A 21,230-nucleotide genomic window follows, 5' to 3' on the forward strand; every position below is an offset into this window, starting at 1 on the left:
CTTAGTCGTTTATGATGGTTGTTGTACCGTCTGTGTTTTTAACTTTTATATCTGTTCCTAATCGTTGTATGTAAGCTATAAGAGCTACCACTTCACGATTGCGCATCTCTATAAAATCTAGCCCATTCTCTTCGGCATATTTTTTATCTGCTTCATAGGTATTTGCAAAGTCTGGATCTGCATAAAGATTTTTCTCTATTTGCGTTCCTTGTGCCGTCATAAGCTCTTGAGCATTATCTATCTCCTCTTGAGTATAGGGTACACCTAGCGTGACCATTGCTTCCATTTTCTTTTCTGTAAGGTCTTTATCTAACTCATTTTTGATAAGCCATTTATAAGATGGCATTATTGAACCTGACGATGTACTCTGCGGATCGTAAAAGTGGTTTAAGTGCCAGTTGTCACTATACTTACCCCCTACACGCATAAGGTCTGGTCCCGTACGTTTACTTCCCCATAAAAATGGATGATCATACACATACTCTCCTGCCTTTGAGTACTCACCATAACGCTCTACCTCACTTCTAAAAGGTCGTATCATTTGTGAGTGACACGATACACAGCTCTCTCGTATATAAATATCTCTACCCTCGAGTTCTAGTGGTGTGTATGGTTTTACACTTGAGATTACAGGTACATAATCATCTACCATAAGTGATGGTATAATTTGTACCATACCACCTATAAGGATGGCAATAGTTGCAAAAATGGTAAGCTTTACCGGGCGTCTTTCTAACCAAGTGTGGTATCCCTCTTTTGAGGTACGTTTTCTAGTTACTTTTTGAAGTGGCGCAGCCTCTGCGAGCTCATCTGTTACTTCATTACCCGAGCGTGCTGTCATTATTAAGTTATACACTCCTATAAGCGCTCCTACTATAAACATACTTCCTCCTATAGCACGCATCCAGTACATCGGGATGATCTCACTCACTGTCTCAAGAAAGTTACCGTAAGTAAGTGTACCATCTGGATTAAATTGTTTCCACATAGATGCTTGTACAAAACCAGCAACATACATAGGTAAAGCATAAAGTATAATACCTAATGTACCTACCCAGAAGTGTACGTTTGCAAGCTTAGTAGACCACAGTGTAGTTTTAAATAACCTAGGCACCATCCAGTATACCATACCAAATGTTAAGAAACCATTCCAAGCAAGTGCTCCTACGTGTACGTGTGCAATAACCCAGTCACTAAAGTGAGCGATGGCATTTACATTTTTAAGCGATAACATAGGCCCCTCAAAGGTTGCCATACCGTAGCCTGTAATTGCCACTACCATAAATTTAAGAACAGGATCCGTACGTACTTTATCCCAAGCCCCTCTTAGTGTGAGTAGTCCATTAATCATACCTCCCCAAGATGGAGCAATAAGCATAATAGAGAAGGCTACTCCTAAGTTTTGTGCCCAGTCTGGTAGTGCAGAGTATAACAGGTGGTGTGGCCCTGCCCAGATGTAAATAAAAATAAGAGACCAGAAGTGTACAATAGATAATCTGTATGAGTATACCGGTCTATTTGCCGCCTTAGGCACAAAGTAGTACATAAGACCTAAAAATGGTGTTGTTAAAAAGAAAGCCACCGCATTGTGACCATACCACCACTGTACTAGTGCATCTTGCACCCCAGCATACATAGAGTAACTCTTAAGCGCGCTTACTGGCAGCTCCATACTGTTTACAATATGTAATACCGCTACAGTTACAAATGTTCCTAAATAAAACCAGATTGCCACATAAAGGTGTCGCTGTCTTCTTTTAAGAATAGTACCTATTAAGTTTGCCCCAAAAGCAACCCAAATTAATGCGATAGCAATGTCAAAAGGCCACTCTAGCTCTGCATACTCCTTTGAGGTAGTAAAACCTAAAGGCAGCGTGATTGCAGCACCTACAATGATAGCCTGCCATCCCCAGAAGTTAAGATTACTAAGCCAGTCTTTCCACATACGAGCTTTGAGAAGTCGTTGTGTAGAGTAATAAACACCAGCAAAAATAGCGTTACCTACAAAGGCAAAAATCACAGCATTAGTATGCAGCGGACGCAAACGACCAAAACTTAACCAAGAGATGCCGTCTGTAAGGTTAGGAAAAAGAAACATAAAAGCTAGAAGAAGCCCCACACTCATCCCTATAATGCCCCAAAACATCGTCGCGATTATAAACTTACGTACGATTTTATTATCGTAATAGAATTTTTGTATTTCCATAAAAAAAATGGGTTACTGTTTTAAATTGGTTGAATTTGCTTGATCTTTATTATCACTCTCAGAAGCCTTAGTTGTAATTACCTCATCTTCAAAAAGCATACGCACAGATGGCGTATAAGTGTCGTCATATTGCCCTTTTTTTACAGACAGTATAAAAGCTGCAAAAAAGATGAGTGCGACAACCACACTTATTGCAAGAAGCATATAAATAATACTCATACCTGATAGGATTATGGTGTAAAACTACGTGTGAACTTCAAGGTGAAATATGACAAATGTCAGTTACTGTTAAATAGTTTTAAATGCGCTTTCGCGAAAGCGTAAAACAACTCATATACACACCTTTTACACGATCACTTTTTGAAGTCTTTTTGATACTTTCTGTAGCGATGAAAGCAGCACTCCAGCCCCTTGTACAGCACAAGGACAACTCATCATAAACTGATGCTCAAATCTTGTAATGGCTTGCAATGTGGTTTTAAATTCTTGTAAAATGGCACCGTGAGCCTCTAGATAAAAAGCTTGATCTCTAGATGGTAATTGCTCTACTACTGAGAGTTGATTTTGCACAGCGCTTAACCAGCTATCAAAACCCTCTTGTAGCTCATTGTGGTGCACAGATTTGTAAAACATAGTTATAAGCTGTCTCTCTGTATACACAGGTAATACTGCTATATTATGAGACGGACCTACTGCCGAAGGGATGTGTAAATGTGTAATCATATTGTTTTAAGTTTTTTACCTAAAATTGAGGTGGATATCGTCGTAAATACAACGATACTTATAGAACTAAGCGGCATTAATATAGCTGCCACCACTGGTGCTAGATTACCTGTCACAGCAAAACCTAGACCTATGAGGTTATAAAATATTGAGAAAATAAAGGCATATTTAATGACCTCTACTCCCTTACGTGATAAGCTCATAAAAGTGGGTATATCTTTAAATCTTTGTGCGTCTAGTATACCATCACAAGCAGGAGAAAAGACATTTACATTTTCTGATATAGAAATACCTACATCACTTTGTGCTAGAGCTCCTGCGTCATTAAGACCGTCTCCTATCATCAATACTTTGCGATTACTATCTTGAAGGGACTTTATGAATTGTAACTTATCTTCTGGCTTTTGATTAAATAGTAACGTAGCATCTTGTGGCAATAATTCTGCAAGATGCTCACGCTCTCCATCATTATCACCAGAGAGAATAATAACCTTAGCTTTTTTACCTATTTGATCAAAAACGGTTTGTACACCAGACCTGTAGTCATTATAAAATAAATAACACCCCTTATACATACTGTCTGTACTTATATGAACCGCAGTACGGGTATGTGGTTGTGCAGTTTTATGAGCCGCATTATCACTTACAAAACCGTAAGACCCTATCTTAATCTGGTGGTTGTTTATTGTCCCTGTGATACCCTGGCCTACATCTTCTGTATATTCATCCAGCGTTTGGATATTGTGGGTATTTAATAGTTCATATAGCGATCTACTTAAAGGGTGGTTTGAAGCTCTAAGTGTGCTGGTGAGAAGTGATTTTTCTTGCGTACTAAGTGCAATACCTTCATAGGTTATTGTGTTCTTTACACTTGTTGTGAGCGTACCTGTTTTATCAAAAACAACGGTGTCTATGTGTGACATACGCTCTATGACTGAGCTATCTTTCATATATAGCTTATGACGCCCAAAAATGCGCAGTAAATTACCTAGTGTAAAGGGTGCAGCAAGAGCTATCGCACAAGGACAGGCAACAATGAGCACTGCTGTAAACACATTAAGCGCTGTACTTATATCTATAAAAACCCAAACTAAGGTTGCAATAACAGCAATAGCAAGCAGTGATATGGTGAACCTCCTGCTTATACGGTCTGTTAGATTTTCAAACGGACTTTGATTTTTTGAACTAAAGATTTCATTAGACCATAACTGAGTAAGATAGCTCTGCTCTACAGGCTTGAGCACCTCAACCTCGATAGGACCTGCTTGCTGTCTCCCTCCAGCAAAAAGTTGATCACCAGATTGCTTTGTAACTGGAGCTGCTTCACCCGTCACAAAACTATAGTCTATAAGAGCATTTCCTTTAATAAGGATAGCATCTACTGGTAAAAGCTCTCCATTTCTTATAAGTATGCGATCCTTAGTCTTGAGCTCATAGACTTGTGCTTGCTCTTCTATAACCTTAGACTGGTCTTGCTCGTTACGATCGTGAGTAACTGAATTTTCGGTTTTATTTTGAACTTGTTTTATAAGTCTAGTAACAGCAATAGGAAAGTAAGATTTATAATCTCTCTCAAATGATAGAAAGGCATACGTTTTCTGCTGGAAAAATCTCCCTAATAATAAAAAGAAGACCAGCCCCGCCATACTGTCAAAAAAGCCAGTACCCCAGTCCATCATAATCTCAACACTTGACCTTACAAATAGTACCGTAATACCTATGGCTATAGGTACATCTATATTTAAAACTTTAGATCGTAATCCTTTATATGCAGATATAAAATAATCACGACCAGAATAAAAAACTACCGGCAGAGCAAAGAGGAACATCAACCATCTAAAAACGTACTTAAACTTATCTAACCAGAATTCACCTACCTCAAAATACTCTGGAAAGGATAAGAACATAATATTACCAAAGGCAAAGCCAGCAACACCAAGTTTATAGATAAGGCTTCTATCTACCGTTGTCTTCTTCTCTGTTGCGTCCTCTAGCGAGATATATGGCTCATACCCTATTCTTGATAAAAGTATGGCCAGATCTTTAAGTGTAATCTCTGATGAGTTATATGTAATACGAACGGTCTTTTCTGGAAAATTTACTTGTGCCGTCTTTACTGCCGCATTAAGTTTATTGAGATTCTCAAGAACCCATATGCAAGAACTGCAGTGTATAGAAGGTATTAATAAAGAGACAACCTGAGTATCTTGCTCATCAAACTCTATGAGCTTTGTTACTATATCCTTATTTTCTAAAAAGTCAAACTTTGCTTCTTGATCTAATGGAGATATACCTGGAGCACGCTCAATATCATAATAGTAGGTAAGGTCATTATCATTTAAGATATCAAAGACAGTCTTACAGCCGTGACAGCAAAAAGATTTTTCTTGATGTATGATTTCTGTCTCACAAACATCACCACAATGATAACAACTTGACATATATACTATTAATTTATACAGGCTTTACAGCCATTATACTTATAGCAAATGTGTGATTATGTAAGTGCTTTTACTATGACATATATCAGCTTTATGATAATAGTTGCTAGGGATTACGCTTTCGCGAAAGCGTTCTAAAAAATATTTACTGCTCCATAGACACAAGTACATCTTGCTCCTCAAGAACCCACACCAGAAGGTTTATGTAGTCCTTTATAGCCTTGCGATCACTATCTGGTTCTGTCACATCTATAGAGCCCTTCCAGATAATCTCTCTATCCTTTGTGGGGCAAATACAATAGAGTGCGCTCTCTGCGTGATAGACGGTAAACTTCTCTACTCTCTCGTCTTCTACATAGATGTTTTGACTTGTGTAGTAATCGTCTTCAAAACCGTTGAATCTTTTATCCCAGTTACGATAGGATTGCACGAGTGTCACCTTATCTTCGGCACCTAGCACTTTTGACACCAGTATGGCATCATAGCCCTCTGTGAGCATCTCTCTTTCTAGGTTATCGAGCTCCTCTTCTGTTCTAGGTCTTGAGGTAAACTCTGAGTTAAAAAATGCTGTACTATTATAGGCGTTTACTCCTTTTTCTTGCAGCTTGTCAACAAGCTTTTTTTCAAAGAGCTCTCTATTTTTGACATCGCTAGTCATAGCTAGTACGAGCACTTTTTGAGCTTCAAAAGTCTCTATATCTGGGTTTTTCCAGTTTTCTATAAGTTCTGAGCTATTGCAACTCCCAAGTAGTAATGTTGTTGCTAGTATGCATAAAGTGTAGAAGTATTTCATTGCTTACATATTAGGTTATTTAATAAAAAAAACAACTCCCATTACCCTCTCTAATGGGAGTTGTGTAAGACATTACATAAAGAATTAGTAATGCCAGTAAGTGCTTAATGAGTCCAACTGTATAAACTCACTAAGACTTACATTACTTATTATCTTGACATTTATTGCTTTTCAAAATAGTGCCGCAATAGTTAAAAATCTCAGTTTTAACTTCATTATAAGTATCTATAAAATCGCGATAGTCTTCTTTTATAGATAGATGTTTTGTCTCAAAAAACACATCACAAGAAACGGTATCACATTCTAACATTCCGCTTAGTTCTGCATCGTGCTTTGTAAGTGATTGCACGAGTGTATCAAGTCTATTTTTAATTTTTCTTATATGAGTTTTAAAGTGCTCTAACTTTTCAAATAAGTTAGGTGTACGAGGCTCAAAAATGTATGAATTAGTTAAGTTTTCTATAAAGGTTATCTCGTGAGTGATAAGAGAAATATTAGATTTCCAAACCTTTACATCATTGTGATAAAGATCTATTGAGAGTGGCAATGAAGTTTCCATAAAACTGATTTTTAATTAATTACACTATAAATGTAAGACCAGATATAATGGTAGACTATGACAATTATCAGTCCTATATATTTTTAAAACATCAAAAAATAGGGTGCGTGTATTACGCTTTCGCGAAAGCGTAGTTAAAAACTACCTATACCTGTATATCGTGCATAACCAGCAGTGGCACCCTAGTAAACATACCGAGCTCTTTTACTAGAGGCGTGGTAAAGACACTGCCAAAGAATGCGTGCTTCCTATTTATGATAGCAAGCATATCACTATCGTGACTCTTTGTAAAATCACGCACACCAGCAGTAACGTCTGTGCCGTGTACGTGATGAAAACTATAGGTAGCCCCTTCAAGACACTCTTCTAGTAGTGTTTTACTTTTTTCTTGTTTTTCTGTTAAAACCTCTGTTGTATTTACGTGTATGACAGAGATGGTTGCATCGTGCAATCTAGCAATCTCTACGAGGTGCGTAAGTTCTCTTCTTTTGTAATATGTTTTATAACTGGTAGGCATTACGATTTCTTTTACATAAGCCACTCTCGCATCTAGCGGGACTCCCATTACTGGGCAAGCTCTTAGTTTTTCCATCGCCATTATGGTATTACTGCCAAATAATGATCCGCGGGAGTTTGAAGCGCCTTTTGTACCCATTACCACAAGTTCTATATCACGCTGCTCAATAAAATTTTTCATAGCAGTAAGTGGGTCATTAAGCTCTGCTATAAACTCATATGTATGTTTATGGTTAGTCTCCCTAAAGTCTAGCATATCCATAATTTTTGCGAGTCCATTTACGGCTTGATCTTTTGCACTCTCATAAGATGGAGATCCTGGCTCTGGCACCATTAAGTCTCCTATACTGTAAGGTTTTGCATCATATGCATTAAGTACATAAAACACACACTCTACGTGCTCAAAAAGATCTGAAGCATAGGTAAGTGCATTCCAAGCATTTTTTGAAAAATCTGTTGGAATAAGTATTTTCTTTTTCATCACAATAGTTTTTAATTATACAATAAATCTAGCTTAACAAAACTGGAATAACTATGATAAAGACTAGTAGCTTTCAGGTAATACAAGGAGTGGTATATGGGTATGAAAGCAGCTTGTTTCTACAAATGATTTTTTAAAAATCTTTTTGAGGAACCCACTTTTATGGAACATTAAAACTAGTAAATCAATTTTATGCTCTGAGACAAAGATTGTAACGGCAGTCTCCATACCAGTCTCACTAGATAACCAGTGTGTATTATACTCTACATCTGCCAGTTTATCTTTAAGTTTTCTGTAATTATTCTCTACCGTGTTACCTGGACTTATTTGATTATAAATGTGCGTGATATGTAGTTTTGCCTTATGAGCTCGCATTACCTCTTTTACAATTTCTAGAGGATATTGTGCATAGTCTATCTTAAGATCTGTGGCATAAGCAATATTTGAAGGCAAGCCTTGTTGAGCGCCTGCGGGCACTAAAAACAATGGAATAGGTTTTACATTATTAATGAGCTTTACAGCTTGCGTGCCCACAAAAACTTCTTTTAATCCAGAAGCTCCTTTTGTACCCATCGCTACAAAATCAATATTTCTATCTGCTATTATACGATTTACCATTTTATGTAATGGCTGGGCGCTTGTAACAATAGCTACATCGATGTTTAATGACTCACTATCCTCTTCTATCTTCTTTTTTACGGCAGATAATTTTTGCAGGGCATTGCGTTCTAAATCTTCATAGAGCTTTTCATTACGGCCTATATCAACCCGACTTGTAGATGAAGAAAATTGGTCTTCAAAAGTGTGTATTAAAGTAATCTCGCACTTCTCATTAGGATATAATCGAGTTGCATAGTATAGTGCATTATACGCATTATCTGAAAAGTCTGTGGGTACTAGTATATGTGCCATCCTTTTTTGTTTTATGAGTTAAAACTACGTGCATATATCTACCCATTCTATGACATTAGTCAGCTATGAGCAGGAAGCACTAAAAAAGGTAGAGAGGTATGAAAGGACATTTTTTTAATAACAGGCTCTCTCATTACCTCTTCAAAAAATGATTTTGGGTATTCTATCATTACAAGTAAGTCTATTTCCAATTCTTCATCAAAAATATGAATGCAGTTTTCGAGCGTTGAAAACTTTGGAATTACGTGAAAACGATATTTCATTTCCTGTAATAAGGACTCAAGATCTTGTATATGTTCTTTCTGCTTTTGATTAAGATTATGTTCTTCATAAACCTCAACCATTCTTATAGTAGCCTGCCATAATCGAGTGAGTAATAATAAAGGCTCAAACTCTTCTTTGTGATACGGTTTTTCAAAATCTGTCGCAAAGCCTATACTTTTAGGAATGACAAATGTTGCCTTCTCTGGCACAATAAGCAATGGTATGTTATGGCGATGACTTATCACACTGTGAGTTATTGTCCCTATAAATATCTCCTTAAGCCCTGTTGCGCCTTTACTGCCCATAACGATGTAATCATTTTTTTGATCACTCATACTCTTAATTGCATCATTGAGATGACCACCATATGCCACTACCTCATAGCTGTGATGTGCTATTTCATTTTTAATTAATATCTCTTCTTTAAGCGACTCAAGCTCATCTATAGCTTTTACTTTAAGACTATGATATAAAGATGCTAGCCTTACAGGGGTCTGGTGTCCTAATATTTGTAGCGCAGTAGGTTCATAAGCGTGCAATAATGTAAAAGTTACGGGCTCTTCTTGAAAAAGCATATGTGCATAGGTCAATGCATTGAGACTATTTACACTAAAATCTGTAGGAATTAAAACTCGTATCATAACTGTTATTTCTGAGGTGGAAGTATCATAAATGGTGTTGTAGTATGGTGCACAATCTTACTTACTAAAGGAGTAAATAATAAGTTTTCAAAAAAGTTATATTTGTTATGTACCAGCGCTAGTAAATCTACTTTATGCCTAGATTGAAAATCATCTATAGCCTCCAGCACATCCATACCATTTGCCATCTCATTGATATGAGCATCTCTTTCAAAATAGGTATCTAACGCCGTTTTATTACTTAATTGTTCAGTATCTAACTCAACTCCATAATATGCATTAAGAAATATTAAACGAGATATATGTGTACGACAGATTTCTTCTAGTAATTTGAGACCTGGTTGTGTAACTCCAGACCTGTAATCTGTAGCAAAGAGTATGTCTTTAAGTTGGGTATAGTTATACCCCGAAGGCACACCTATAACGGGTACAGTAGCACTTTTTATAACCTGCATAGTTTGTGAGCCTATAAATACTTCTTTAAGACCAGAAGCGCCTTTTGTACCCATAATTATACAGTCAATATGATGACTCTCTACCAGATGTGCTATTTCTTGACTGAGGATATTATAACTAGAGATAGCCTCAAAAGTGTGCAATTTATTAGGATATGCATCTGTTACTTTTTCTATAATCTGAGTTAGATTACTCTCAGAGCTATTTTTATACATCTCACCTATATCTACATTAAGTGATGACTGGTGCTCATAAATTGTAGTGGTATATAAAGCTACAGGTGTATATGTGTTAAGCACATAAAATGTACACTCTTCATTAATAAATAATTGAACCGCATACGTTATTGCTTCATATGACGTGTCAGAAAAGTCGGTAGGTAGTAAGATATGTTTCATAACGTTTTATCTAGGTAAATTTTGTAAAATAAGGAAGGGTATTTTGGTATTAAGCCCCACTGTATCTATAGCAGATGTATGAAGTAAGGTTTCCATATACGTATGCTTTGAGTTTACCATAACCAGTAGGTTTACACCTTGGTCTTTAATGTATTCGTTTATAATAGAAGCTACATTGCCCTCGTCTTTTCTAGTGTAGTTTATTACGCTTTCGCGAAAGCGGTATTCCCACAACGTTTTTACATCTTCTTGTCGTAAGGAGAGTCTATCATAGTTTGAAATATAAAGTAAATCTACCGTTGACCTGAAACTACGTGCTAGGCAACTCACAAGTTTGAGCTCTCTATTTTTATAAGGAATCATAAGTGCCGAAGGGAATAATATACGATCTGGTCTCTGGTGCTTATAATCAAGTGGAATTCCTAAAACCGGACACTTTACATATCGTATTACTTGTAATGTATTACTGCCGTAGGTGATGTTTCTGTCTGCAGTTTTACCCTGTGTACCCATAACAACGAGGTCTGCATTTTCTTTATTAACCAGTATATTAACCTCATCTAGCAGCGTCCCAAAAAGTGCGAGAGTCTCAAAGGTGTGCTTTGGGTTTGGAGATACTTGGCGTGCATTTTCAACGGTAGTGCTCAGTTTTACCTCGCTTTCTTTGCGTTTAATCTCTTTATACTCATCAAGTATGTCTCGAGAGATTACCTCTTTATTTTCATACACCTCATCTGCATACGTATGTAATAAAACAAACTTGCTCCTCTCATACTTAAAGTATTCCATCGCACAGGTAAGTGCATTAAAAGCATTTTCTGAAAAATCTGTTGGTACTATAATTACTCGCATAACGTATCCTTTTTTGATACTCAAATCTATGCGCTTTACTAGCCTTAAACTATGATTTATGTCACCTCACAGATCTATTCGTGTACGATGAGAAAGGGAATATTTTTATGATAGTCCTTTTCTGTTTGTAGTGAGGGAGAGAAAAGTATATTTTCTGATAGGTTTATATTTTTTGCAAATAATATTACCATATCTACCTGCTGTACATCTATAAAAAACTGTAATGCCTCATCCATAGTTTTTTGAATCACAAAGTGAAAACTATGCTGTATGCTATCTAGTGCTCCTTTAAGTATAGACTTATTAGCCTGTTGTGCCGTTGTAAGGGCATTTCCTTTTTTTGATAATTGAAGTACATTGAGGTGAGCTCTGGTGCGATTTACAAACTCTGTTATACGATTTGTAGCCTCTGTACGGTGCTTAAAATTATAGTCTGTGAGTAAGACAACTTGCTGGGGAGTTATACAGTTAAAGTCTCTAGGCACGATAAGTACCGGACATTTTACTCTCGCTATAATGTGGCGCACGTGACTATCACTCAACTCCTCACAAAATATATTAGGATACCTTGTGCTCATTACAATAAGATCTATTTGATTTTCTGACACGGCAGATCGTACACCAGCTATAAACTCACCTTCCCATTTGAGAGGTAACATTGTTTGACCACTAGCTATTTTTTTTTCTAACTTTTTTACCCAAGATGAAAGTCTTACTAATGGTGTTTGAGTAATCACATCACCATCATCTGTACAATGATCGTGCTCTTCAGAAAAAAACAAATAAAAATGTACTCCCGCATTTTTATATAGATTGAGCGCGCACAGGGCAGCTTGCCAAGATTGCTCAGAAAAATCAACAGGAATAAGAATATGCTTCATCATAAATACATTGAGTGGGACAAATGTATTTTATGAAAAGTGGTTAAAGAATGATAAAAATCAGTTTTAGAATAAATTACTCTACACTCTGTAAGCCATCTACATCAAGTAGCCTGATATTACGCCCCTCTATGGCTATGAGTCCGTCTTTTTTAAATCCAGACAGCGTTCTTATTAAACTCTCTGTAGCAATACCTGCAACACTTGCGAGATCATTTCTCGCTATTTTTATCCCTTCTTGTGGCGTTTTATTAAGAATTTCTGCGAACTGTAAAATAGTTTGAGCCGTTTTTTTGCGCACAGAGCTATATGCCATTTGTAAAAGCTGGTCTTTAATATCTGCAAGATTATCTGTGAGGAGCTCCATAAGCTCTAATGAGACATTTTTACTTTTTTCTAGAATGGCTTTGAGCTCTTTTTTACTCACTCCTACTACTGTCACTTCCTCCATTGCTGTGGCAGACTCTTGATATGCAAGGTTATCTAAAAATGAAGTAAAGCCTAAAAAATCATCTGCCTTAAAGAGAGCCGTAATAAGTTCTTTACCACTCTCATCCATTTTATGGGTCTTTACTATGCCCTTGAGTATGAGGTATACCATATTAGAATGTCCCCCTTCTTTATAGATTTCTTCACCCTTCTTAAATGTAAACTCCTCACCCTCATCATCAAAAAAATTCTTGAGCTCATTAAGACTTCTCAGTGACTCATCATTTGCAGTTTGAGATTGCTCCTTAGTTTTTGCATTAAGTATAGTAGCTTTTGCTATACGGCTCTCTATAGCGCTTATTAATTCTTCCTCCTCAAAAGGTTTGGTGAGATAATCATCTGCACCCATATCCATTCCTTTTCTTATTTCCTTGTGCTCAGTTTTGGCAGAGAGAAATATGAATGGAATGTGGCTTGTAGTAGTATCACTAGAGAGTGCCTCTAACACGCCATAACCATCTACCTCTGGCATCATAATATCACAGACAATCACATCTGGTGGTGATGACTTTGCATACTCAATACCCACACGGCCATTGGGCGCAGCTGTTACATCATAATTTGATAACTCAAGCAGCTCTGCTGTGTTTTCGCGTAAAGCGGCATCATCTTCTATAATAAGTACTCTTTTCATAAAATCAGTTTTGAGTGGTAGGTATCATAATGGTAAAGGTAGAACCTTGATTTAAAATACTTTTAAAGGTAAGGCTACCTCCCAGGTTTTCTATATGGCTTTTTACAATATTAAGCCCTATACCTGTACCCGCATTAAGTAATGCATTTTCTGCTCTAAAATAACGGTTGAATATAAACTTTTGTTCGTGCTCTGGTATTCCTATTCCTTGATCTCTTATAGTTATAAAAAGTTGCTTTTCGTCCTGTTGTATATCTATATAGACGTTTGTGTTTTCTCCAGAATATTTTACAGCATTATGGACCAGATTTGTAAGAGCAAGTTCTAGTATTTTTTCATCAAACTCAATCACAATATCATCTGCCTCTTTTGGGTAATGTATTTGCTGTCCATCTTTAAGGTGCATATTTGCATCATAAATCACCTCGCTTAGCACTTTACTTAAGTAAACTTCTGTAAACTTATAGTTAGTTTTACCAGTATCTAATCGCTCTACAGATAAGAAATCATCAATTATAGTATTAAGATATTTAACCTTACTCTTTATAATATTGAGATGTTTTTCTCTCTTGTCTTGCTGGTCTTCTCTTGTATATTTTCCAGCTAGTGTGGCAGAGGTAAGTATACCGCTTATAGGGGTTTTGAACTCGTGAGACACTAGCGATAAAAACTTAGTCTTAAGCTCATTAAGCTCTTTCTCTTTTTGAAGTGCTTCTTTTGCATTATTCTCTGCTTCTACTCGCAGTTGCACCTCATCTTTAAGCTTATTTACCGCTTCTCTAAGAGATTCTGTTCTTGCAGAAATTTTTTCTTCTAGGGTGCTATTAAGGTTTAAGATTTGCGCCTCTTGTGATTTACGTACTGTAATATCTGTAACCAGAGCCATCACATATTGCTTATCGTGTAGTACAAATGGATTGAGTCCAGCCTCTACAGGGATTTGTGATCCATCTTTACGCAAGCCGTATAAGTCTCTCCCAGTACCCATCTCGCGCTTGTCACTATGGTCCATAAATTTTTTAAAATGACCACCGTGAGAACCGTGATAACGCATAGGTATAAGAGTCTCAAGCTTGCTACCTTCTAGCTCATTTGACTCATACCCAAAAATAGTTCTAGCAGACTCATTTGTAGCGACTATAATCTGGGAAGAATCTACAACCACAATTCCCTCTGAAGCACCTTCAAATAGAATAAAAAATGCCTCTTCTATACTCTCTTCTAAAAATTTCATAAACTAAAAATACAACTATTACAGCAATCACCTATTCCCTATTTAAATACTTCATAAAAGTCTTTGTAAATGACATATATCATAGTTAAAAATTAATGTCAAAAGTATTTTTAACATTTAAAACTAACACTATGGAAATTACTAATAATAAAGATGTTACTTTCTATCATAACCTAGGCAAACTTTTTTATGCCATCGCTGCAGCAGATAAGGTTGTACGAGATGAAGAGTTTTCTAGGTTGCAATATTGCGTTTTAAATTACTGGTTAGAAATAGATGATTTACAAGATGCTTTTGGGGCAGATGCGGCATATCTCATCGAGATTGTATTTGAAGGAGTCGAAGCTTTTAATGAAGACCCTCAAAAAATGTTCAGTGACTTTCTAGATTATAAAAATGAGCATCCTCATTTTTTTACCATTGAGATTAAAAATATCATTTTACAAACAGCTTGGACCATAGGGCGTGCATTTTCTGGTCTAAATAAATCAGAACTCATAATGCTAGGTAAGTTAGAACTAGTTCTTAGTGAGGCTGCTTGAAGTTAAATAGATTTTTTTTCTAATTCTTACCAAATGAGTTTACACGCTTTCGCGAAAGCGTTATCAAAATAAAAATAAATCTTGCTATGGATACAAAAACACAACTCCTATATGAGTTATGGCTGGAAGCTCGCTCGAGACTTGAAGAAAAAATAAATTATATAACCCCAGAAGATCTTACAAAGACCTTAGCTCCCTCAAAAAATTCTATTGGTTTTTTATTGCGCCATATAGCAGAGGTAGAACTGCTGTTTGCAAAAAACGTTTTTGGTGCAAGTAGCATAAAAATTATTGCAAAAACAGTTATTGCAAAACGTGACACAGGTGAGTGGACAAACCTTGAAAGTATCACAAATTTACTAGCACAAGCAAGGTATGATCTTGGTGCTATTATAGAATCTCAAACCGAAGAAGACTGGGAGGCAGAGATTGAAACTACTGAGTTTGGTATCAAAACAAAGGCAGAAGCACTGGGTCGCATTGTATCTCATACGGCTTATCACGCCGGGCAAATAGGTATCATTAAGAAATATGGAATCTAATTACACAAAGAATTAATTACAATTAGAAACCTTAAGACACTTTTACTTAAATGGTCAATATAGCTCCCTATTGAGCATAGAGCTATTAATTATATCAAAATCTAAAAAGGCTCTCGATTGAGAGCCTTCCTTTTTGTTTGAATAGATAATTTACAATTACATTTTAAACGTAAACACTGGCATTTTAGAGTGATTAACTAACGCCTCTGCAACGCTACCTCTAAAAAAGTGCGACAAGCCCTTACGACCGTGGGTAGGCATTGCAAGTGCATCTGCATTAACCTTTTGAGCATATTCATAAAGCCCACTCTCAATAGTATAACCATTAATAATAACAAGGTCTTCTTGATGTAACGGTTTACCGAACTCTGCTAGACGCATAAAAGATGTCATATCTTCTTCTATCTCTTTAGAGCTTCTAAAACGATCTGCAGGTAGATTTACATATACCAGGTGTACCCTTGCTCCTAGCTTTTCAAATAATGGGATAGCTTCTCTATATGCTGTCACATTTTCTGTTTTAAAATCGCAAGCAAACACTATATTTTGTGGTATGTACTCCCCTGCTCTATCTTTTATTACCAGCACAGGTATTTCTGAGCTTCTTACTACTTTTTCTGTGTTTGATCCTACAAACTCTTCTCGCAATCCCTTTGCTCCGTGTGAACCCATAATGATGAGATCTATCTCCTGCTCTTTTGCAAGTTTATTTACTTCTTCAAAAATCTTATAATTTTGAACAACCTCTGTGACCTTTACCCCCTCCATATAAGGTTTATCAAGAAAGGTTTGAAACTGCTTTTCGGCTAGTTTCATATGGTACACTCCTTGAGCAATATTATCACCTTCACTGTGAGTGAGTACCGCATCAGATAGGCCCATCATATGAAGAACTAAAATCTCTGCATTGTACGCTTTCGCGAAAGCGGAAGCCGTCTCAAGTGCATTTTCTGACTGTGTTGAAAAATCAACGGGAACTAAAATCTTTTTCATTATGAGCTTATTTTTTGGTTAGTAAATTGTGCTTTGCGTTTTTTGAGCTGCACATCCAGATCTGAAATGGTTTCCTTTACAGCCATCTCAAAATTTTTCTCTTGTGATTGAGCAAATATGGTTGGGCCAGGTAGACTAAGCTCTATCTCACAGATAGCGTTATGGTGTGTTTGCCCAGTTTCTTTTTTGATAAAAACATTTGCCTTTATGAGCCAGTCATACCTCTTAAAAAGTTTGACTAGTTTATCTTCTATATATGTCGTGAGTGCTTCACTGCTATCTATCTTAACATATGCTATCTGTACATCCATATTTACTTATTTTTAAAAGATTATGAGTTAAAAGTACGGCTCATTTATAAGGTATAATATGATATATATCAGCTACAATGATCTTCTTATAGCTACTGTAATGGCGATTGTATTAAACGATAATAAGTCATTTCCAGAGGTAACATCTATGCGGTGAGAAGAACTACTGTATCTTAACTCTGGTAGTATGGACCAATGCCCCAGACTCTTTATACTCATACCTAAACCTACTTGCGTACCTATGGCATTTTTTGACTCGAAATTTGCAGTTTCAATAACGCTACTAGAAGCAACATTTGAGTAGGTTAATCCTGTCCTTACATAAAACAAATGCTTCTGCTTCTCTATAATTTTAAAATTGAAAAGTGCACCTAAGACAACCCCCTTTTGAGTATATTCTATATCTTCTTCATTGCGAGACTCATCGGTATCAAAACGATTCCATAATACACCTGCATATACATCTGTACGATTACTTACATTATAGACACCAGCGAGTTCTATACCATTACCTATACGTAAGTTTTGATCTAGTACTGTGCGTGTAGGAAAATGAAGTGTAGGACGTAACTCTACATTATATTGTTGCCCATAGGTTTTTAATACAGTAAGACTACACAGTATCAAAAAACCAATTTTTATAACGAGACGATGGCGTGATATTTTCATACTCAAATCTATATGGTGTCGCTTAATAAGCAAATGATATTTATCATAATCAAGATCCCTCCACTGGCCTTATAATTTTAACCATAATCTACTATCTTGCATACTCAATCCCATATGTTATGAAAATAGGACTTGCACTATCTGGAGGCGGTATAAAAGGAGTTGCTCACGTAGGATTACTCAAGGCTCTAGATGAATATAACATCAAACCTTCTTATGTTACGGGCACAAGTGCTGGCGCCATTGTAGGCGGACTTTATGCTGCAGGTTATGACTGGGAGACAATTTTAAACTTTTTTAGAAACACATCTATTTTTAAACTAAGTAGATATGCTCGCAGTAAACCCGGAATACTAGATTCCTTAAAATTTGCAAATGATCTAGCTGCATTTTTTCCAGATGATCGTTTTGAGGCTTTAAAGCTCCCATTATCCATAACAGCAACCACCGTTGTGAGTGGTGAGCAACATATTTTTAATAGTGGTAGCCTCATTAAACCTATTATTGCATCGGCATCTTTTCCTGGAGTGTTTACTCCTATAGATATAGATGGGACTCTATACTTTGACGGCGGGGTGATAGATGATTTTCCCGTGGAGCCTTTAATAAATAATTGCAACCGTATTATAGGTAGTTATGTAAACCCTCTCAGTGCTATAAATATCACTTCCTTAAAACATTCTTACCAAGTTCTTAATAGAGCTTATGAGATTAATTTACACCATCGTATTAAGAATAAATTTACTATGTGTGATATCCTTGTTTGCCCAGATGAGCTCTCTAAGTTTGGCACTTTTAGTATGCGCAATGTTGAGCGTATTTTTCAAATAGGTTATGAGTCTGCTTGCAAGGAGCTTGAGAAGCATTACAAATTATAATAAGACCACTCTTAAGGGCTTAATGGTTGTTATTACGCTTTCGCGAAAGCATAATTTATCCATCTACTACTTCTCACAGTCTCGTAAAATAAACACTGGTAAACTAGAGGAATTTACAATGTCACTTAAGTGCGAGTTTGAAAAAACACGTTCTAAAAAGGTTTGCTTTTTTACAGAAATCACTTGCATCTGCACGTCATTTTTTTCTACAAATTCATCAATCTCATTTATAGGTTGCTCTGTCGAGAGTATGTGATAATCTAGCGGTACGCGAGGATATAAACTCTTTATTTCCTCCTCTTCTGCATCACACTCTATGGGGTGCATCTCTAAAGCAAAGGTTAATCTAAGCACGCTTACCTTAGGTTTATACTTTAGTATAAGCTCATCAAATAGATCCTTACCACAAGTGTCAAAAGAGTCATCATAGTCTAGGAGGTATTGAACTCGCTTAGGTACTTCATAAGTATAATGTTCTGGCACGACAAGCACAGAGCAGTCTGATGTATGTATCACACGTAAGGTGTGTGAGCTAAAAATTGCTTCCATAACGCCCGTATTACCATCTGTACCACATACCACGACATCTATCTTATAATTTAGCACGGCTTGAGAAATAGCATCTGTAAAGATGTCATAATCTACGTGACTCTTAAAGGTGTACGTCCCGTTGCTATAAATACTAGTGTATTTTATTATGAGCGATGCTAGGTCACTGCGATTATCTTCTAGTAAGGCATTATCTACACTACTTTTTGAGCTGGCAACCATAAGGTCATCCATAGTAAAGTCCCAAGCTTTCTGAATACTTAATAAATGAAAGGTGCACTCTTGACCTTTAAAATACTTAAAGGCATATTGATGTGCATTTTCAGACTTGGCTGTAAAATCTGTAAGGAGGAGGATATTTTTCATAGCACCTATTTTAGTTACCTAAAACTAATAGGTTTTATTTGCTATAACTATGACATATGTCAGCCTTTGTGAGCTATGTAATTTTATCTCAACTTTTTTTGACAAGAAACTTTTGAGCTAAGTTTGCTTTCGCGAAAGCGTACTCAGACATCTTTTTATAACAACAGCTATACAACTAGTTAGTCAAGTCATATGCATTTATCGCATCTGAAATTTCATACCCTAGTCGTAGTCCCTCTGTACAATCCATCTCAATATGCACACCTAGCGGAATTCTAGAATATCCATTTTCTTGTGCCATATCTGTAAAGGATGTAAACTCTCTAGGTGCTCCTCTAAAGGCTGTTCTTCCCTCGTGGGTTCTATCTGTAAAATTAATATTGTTCCCAAACGCATCAATAAATACACCCGCTGCCGCCGAAGCAAAAGCAGAGTGCCCCGATGGATACCCAGGAAATGACGGATTAGGCCAGTTTATAAATCTATAAAGGTTAGTTTCATAAGAGGGATCTATATGTTCTTGTATATAGACACTAGGTCGCATAACCATATACTCATACTTATCTGCCCAAGTAGATACTGCAGCATCATTAAGTGAGAATCCTAATTTGAGTAATAATACGAGAGACGCCGTGGGACTTGTATCATACTGCCCTATGATTTGGTTTGCAATAGAGACTTGATGACCTGGAGGGCTGGTCATAAGTCCCTCTACATCATCAGACCAAAACTCTGCAATCCAGAGGTTCTCATTATTCTCTTCTCTAGCTGCATTATTAGTAGTGTATACTTCCATCATTTGAGTATAAAAATCGCTCCCTACTTCTGTACTATATGCTATAGGTGGTGCAACGGTAGTAGTCTCTTCTGGAGAAATTATAAAAGTTCTTGCTTGCTCCCAGTATGGAAACCAAGCTCTCTCCTCATCTGCACTATAGGTCCAGTAGCCTTCTCCTACTGGAGGCTCATAACTAAATGGCTGCGGGTCTGTTATTTGAGCTTCGGCAGCTGCATCTGTCTCGCTATATGCAATAACTTGTTGCGCCACATAGGCTCCCCAGCTTTTTGAATTTGCAATGGTCTCTGCATTAAGACCTTCTCCTAGCTGTGCTTCTTGGGCATCCCTATATTGAGTAATTTTAACATCATAATCTGCTTGTACATTATACATAAAATGGTCAAAAACGAGACCGTAACACGTATTGAGTGCAAGATTGAGAGATATATTACTAGCTCTTTCTGAGTTGTTTATAGTGAGACCACTTAGGTTATCTGCATTTGACATATAACCCTCCATACTAAAGACTGCCGTCTCATACCCTGCAAGATGTATATATGCGAGTGCTCTTGAGGTGGCTGTAGGTCGCATACCGTACGCATACTGATCTATCTCTAGCCAAAGGTTAGTCCAATCTGAAACAAGCTGTGTAGTAGGATTACTTACTGTAATTTGATTGAAAATAATGTCTGAAGGTTCTAGTACCTCTGGCAATATTACCTCCTCATCAGAACAAGATTGTAACGCTAATAAAATAACTACCACAGCACTAAAAATTCTAAGTTTCATTCCCTCTATTTATTACTCTATTAGCTCTATTTTAATTCTAAAAAGTTGAATTATACCTAGAATTCAACTTAAAATACGGGTAAATATAGACTTAAATCTATTTTTATTTAAAAATCAGAGAGACATTTTGTTTTATAAAAAAACATTTAACACTCTATGAGAACCACCCTAAACAAACCACTCTATACCAAACAGTTAGAACCTAATTAACTTTAAAATTAAGAAGTGTCCAGAAGGAAAAAAAACAATCCGTTTTATCGATGAAATACACTAAAGCATCTGTGAAATACACAATTTTAACATTTATATTAAGGGTGCATTAAGATATTTGTC

General features: G+C 36.6%; 22 protein-coding genes. 3 read left to right on the forward strand and 19 right to left on the reverse strand.

What is annotated here, in order from left to right; all coding sequences use genetic code 11:
- Window position 1: 1 nt before the first annotated feature.
- From ccoN to Q0948_RS02175, 14 genes are all read right to left on the reverse strand, one after another.
- Entirely contained in the window at window positions 2–2,206 is a 2,205-nt protein-coding gene (gene ccoN, locus Q0948_RS02110) for a cytochrome-c oxidase, cbb3-type subunit I (RefSeq protein ID WP_021778533.1), read from the reverse strand.
- Between the two features lie 12 nt (window positions 2,207–2,218).
- Entirely contained in the window at window positions 2,219–2,425 is a 207-nt protein-coding gene (gene ccoS / locus Q0948_RS02115; RefSeq protein ID WP_021778532.1) for a cbb3-type cytochrome oxidase assembly protein CcoS, read from the reverse strand.
- Window positions 2,426–2,551: 126 nt separating this feature from the next.
- The gene (locus tag Q0948_RS02120; RefSeq protein WP_298347970.1) at window positions 2,552–2,929 is read right to left on the reverse strand and encodes a hypothetical protein; all 378 of its coding nucleotides are present in this window, start codon (window positions 2,927–2,929) and stop codon (window positions 2,552–2,554) included.
- On the reverse strand, window positions 2,926–5,370 hold the full coding sequence (locus tag Q0948_RS02125) for a heavy metal translocating P-type ATPase metal-binding domain-containing protein (RefSeq protein WP_298347968.1): 2,445 nt from the start codon (window positions 5,368–5,370) through the stop codon (window positions 2,926–2,928). The genes Q0948_RS02120 and Q0948_RS02125 overlap by 4 nt, the downstream gene beginning before the upstream one ends.
- A gap of 145 nt (window positions 5,371–5,515) precedes the next feature.
- On the reverse strand, window positions 5,516–6,163 hold the full coding sequence (locus Q0948_RS02130; RefSeq protein WP_298347967.1) for a hypothetical protein: 648 nt from the start codon (window positions 6,161–6,163) through the stop codon (window positions 5,516–5,518).
- Window positions 6,164–6,305: 142 nt separating this feature from the next.
- On the reverse strand, window positions 6,306–6,722 hold the full coding sequence (locus Q0948_RS02135; protein ID WP_298347966.1) for a hypothetical protein: 417 nt from the start codon (window positions 6,720–6,722) through the stop codon (window positions 6,306–6,308).
- A gap of 145 nt (window positions 6,723–6,867) precedes the next feature.
- Window positions 6,868–7,719 (reverse strand): universal stress protein, encoded by an 852-nt coding sequence (locus Q0948_RS02140; RefSeq protein WP_298347965.1) that lies wholly within the window; start codon window positions 7,717–7,719, stop codon window positions 6,868–6,870.
- A gap of 63 nt (window positions 7,720–7,782) precedes the next feature.
- The gene (locus tag Q0948_RS02145) at window positions 7,783–8,631 is read right to left on the reverse strand and encodes a universal stress protein (RefSeq protein WP_298347964.1); all 849 of its coding nucleotides are present in this window, start codon (window positions 8,629–8,631) and stop codon (window positions 7,783–7,785) included.
- Window positions 8,632–8,690: 59 nt separating this feature from the next.
- On the reverse strand, window positions 8,691–9,536 hold the full coding sequence (locus Q0948_RS02150) for a universal stress protein (protein WP_298347963.1): 846 nt from the start codon (window positions 9,534–9,536) through the stop codon (window positions 8,691–8,693).
- A gap of 5 nt (window positions 9,537–9,541) precedes the next feature.
- Entirely contained in the window at window positions 9,542–10,390 is an 849-nt protein-coding gene (locus Q0948_RS02155; protein WP_298347962.1) for a universal stress protein, read from the reverse strand.
- 6 nt (window positions 10,391–10,396) lie between these two features.
- The gene (locus Q0948_RS02160; RefSeq protein WP_298347961.1) at window positions 10,397–11,242 is read right to left on the reverse strand and encodes a universal stress protein; all 846 of its coding nucleotides are present in this window, start codon (window positions 11,240–11,242) and stop codon (window positions 10,397–10,399) included.
- Between the two features lie 74 nt (window positions 11,243–11,316).
- Complete coding sequence (locus Q0948_RS02165; protein ID WP_298347960.1) at window positions 11,317–12,126, reverse strand: universal stress protein; 810 nt, start codon at window positions 12,124–12,126, stop codon at window positions 11,317–11,319.
- A 73-nt stretch (window positions 12,127–12,199) separates the two neighbouring features.
- On the reverse strand, window positions 12,200–13,246 hold the full coding sequence (locus Q0948_RS02170) for a response regulator (protein ID WP_298347959.1): 1,047 nt from the start codon (window positions 13,244–13,246) through the stop codon (window positions 12,200–12,202).
- Window positions 13,247–13,250: 4 nt separating this feature from the next.
- Entirely contained in the window at window positions 13,251–14,480 is a 1,230-nt protein-coding gene (locus tag Q0948_RS02175; protein ID WP_298347958.1) for a PAS domain-containing sensor histidine kinase, read from the reverse strand.
- Between the two features lie 131 nt (window positions 14,481–14,611).
- Here Q0948_RS02175 and Q0948_RS02180 point away from each other — a divergent pair, with 131 nt between their 5' ends.
- Window positions 14,612–15,022, forward strand: coding sequence for a hypothetical protein (locus tag Q0948_RS02180; protein ID WP_298347957.1), 411 nt, complete (start codon window positions 14,612–14,614; stop codon window positions 15,020–15,022).
- A gap of 86 nt (window positions 15,023–15,108) precedes the next feature.
- On the forward strand, window positions 15,109–15,564 hold the full coding sequence (locus Q0948_RS02185; RefSeq protein WP_298347956.1) for a DinB family protein: 456 nt from the start codon (window positions 15,109–15,111) through the stop codon (window positions 15,562–15,564).
- Between the two features lie 156 nt (window positions 15,565–15,720).
- On the opposite strand, the gene Q0948_RS02190 is transcribed toward Q0948_RS02185, so the two are convergent.
- The 3 genes from Q0948_RS02190 to Q0948_RS02200 form a co-directional block, all read right to left on the reverse strand.
- Window positions 15,721–16,557, reverse strand: a complete 837-nt coding sequence (locus tag Q0948_RS02190) for a universal stress protein (protein ID WP_298347955.1) — start codon at window positions 16,555–16,557, stop codon at window positions 15,721–15,723.
- Window positions 16,557–16,868, reverse strand: a complete 312-nt coding sequence (gene raiA / locus Q0948_RS02195) for a ribosome-associated translation inhibitor RaiA (protein WP_298347954.1) — start codon at window positions 16,866–16,868, stop codon at window positions 16,557–16,559. Before raiA ends, Q0948_RS02190 begins: the two co-directional genes overlap by 1 nt.
- Window positions 16,869–16,940: 72 nt before the next feature.
- Window positions 16,941–17,537, reverse strand: coding sequence for an outer membrane beta-barrel protein (locus tag Q0948_RS02200; RefSeq protein WP_298347953.1), 597 nt, complete (start codon window positions 17,535–17,537; stop codon window positions 16,941–16,943).
- Between the two features lie 119 nt (window positions 17,538–17,656).
- Here Q0948_RS02200 and Q0948_RS02205 point away from each other — a divergent pair, with 119 nt between their 5' ends.
- Window positions 17,657–18,415 carry a patatin-like phospholipase family protein gene (locus tag Q0948_RS02205; RefSeq protein ID WP_298347952.1) on the forward strand — a complete coding sequence of 253 codons (759 nt, stop codon included), beginning with the start codon at window positions 17,657–17,659 and terminating at the stop codon, window positions 18,413–18,415.
- 66 nt (window positions 18,416–18,481) lie between these two features.
- On the opposite strand, the gene Q0948_RS02210 is transcribed toward Q0948_RS02205, so the two are convergent.
- Both Q0948_RS02210 and Q0948_RS02215 read right to left on the reverse strand, forming a co-directional pair.
- Window positions 18,482–19,330, reverse strand: coding sequence for a universal stress protein (locus Q0948_RS02210; RefSeq protein ID WP_298347951.1), 849 nt, complete (start codon window positions 19,328–19,330; stop codon window positions 18,482–18,484).
- 175 nt (window positions 19,331–19,505) lie between these two features.
- Window positions 19,506–20,897 carry a vanadium-dependent haloperoxidase gene (locus tag Q0948_RS02215; RefSeq protein ID WP_298347950.1) on the reverse strand — a complete coding sequence of 464 codons (1,392 nt, stop codon included), beginning with the start codon at window positions 20,895–20,897 and terminating at the stop codon, window positions 19,506–19,508.
- Window positions 20,898–21,230 lie beyond the last annotated feature (333 nt).

Source organism: uncultured Dokdonia sp. (genome assembly GCF_947496725.1).
Lineage (GTDB): Bacteria > Bacteroidota > Bacteroidia > Flavobacteriales > Flavobacteriaceae > Dokdonia.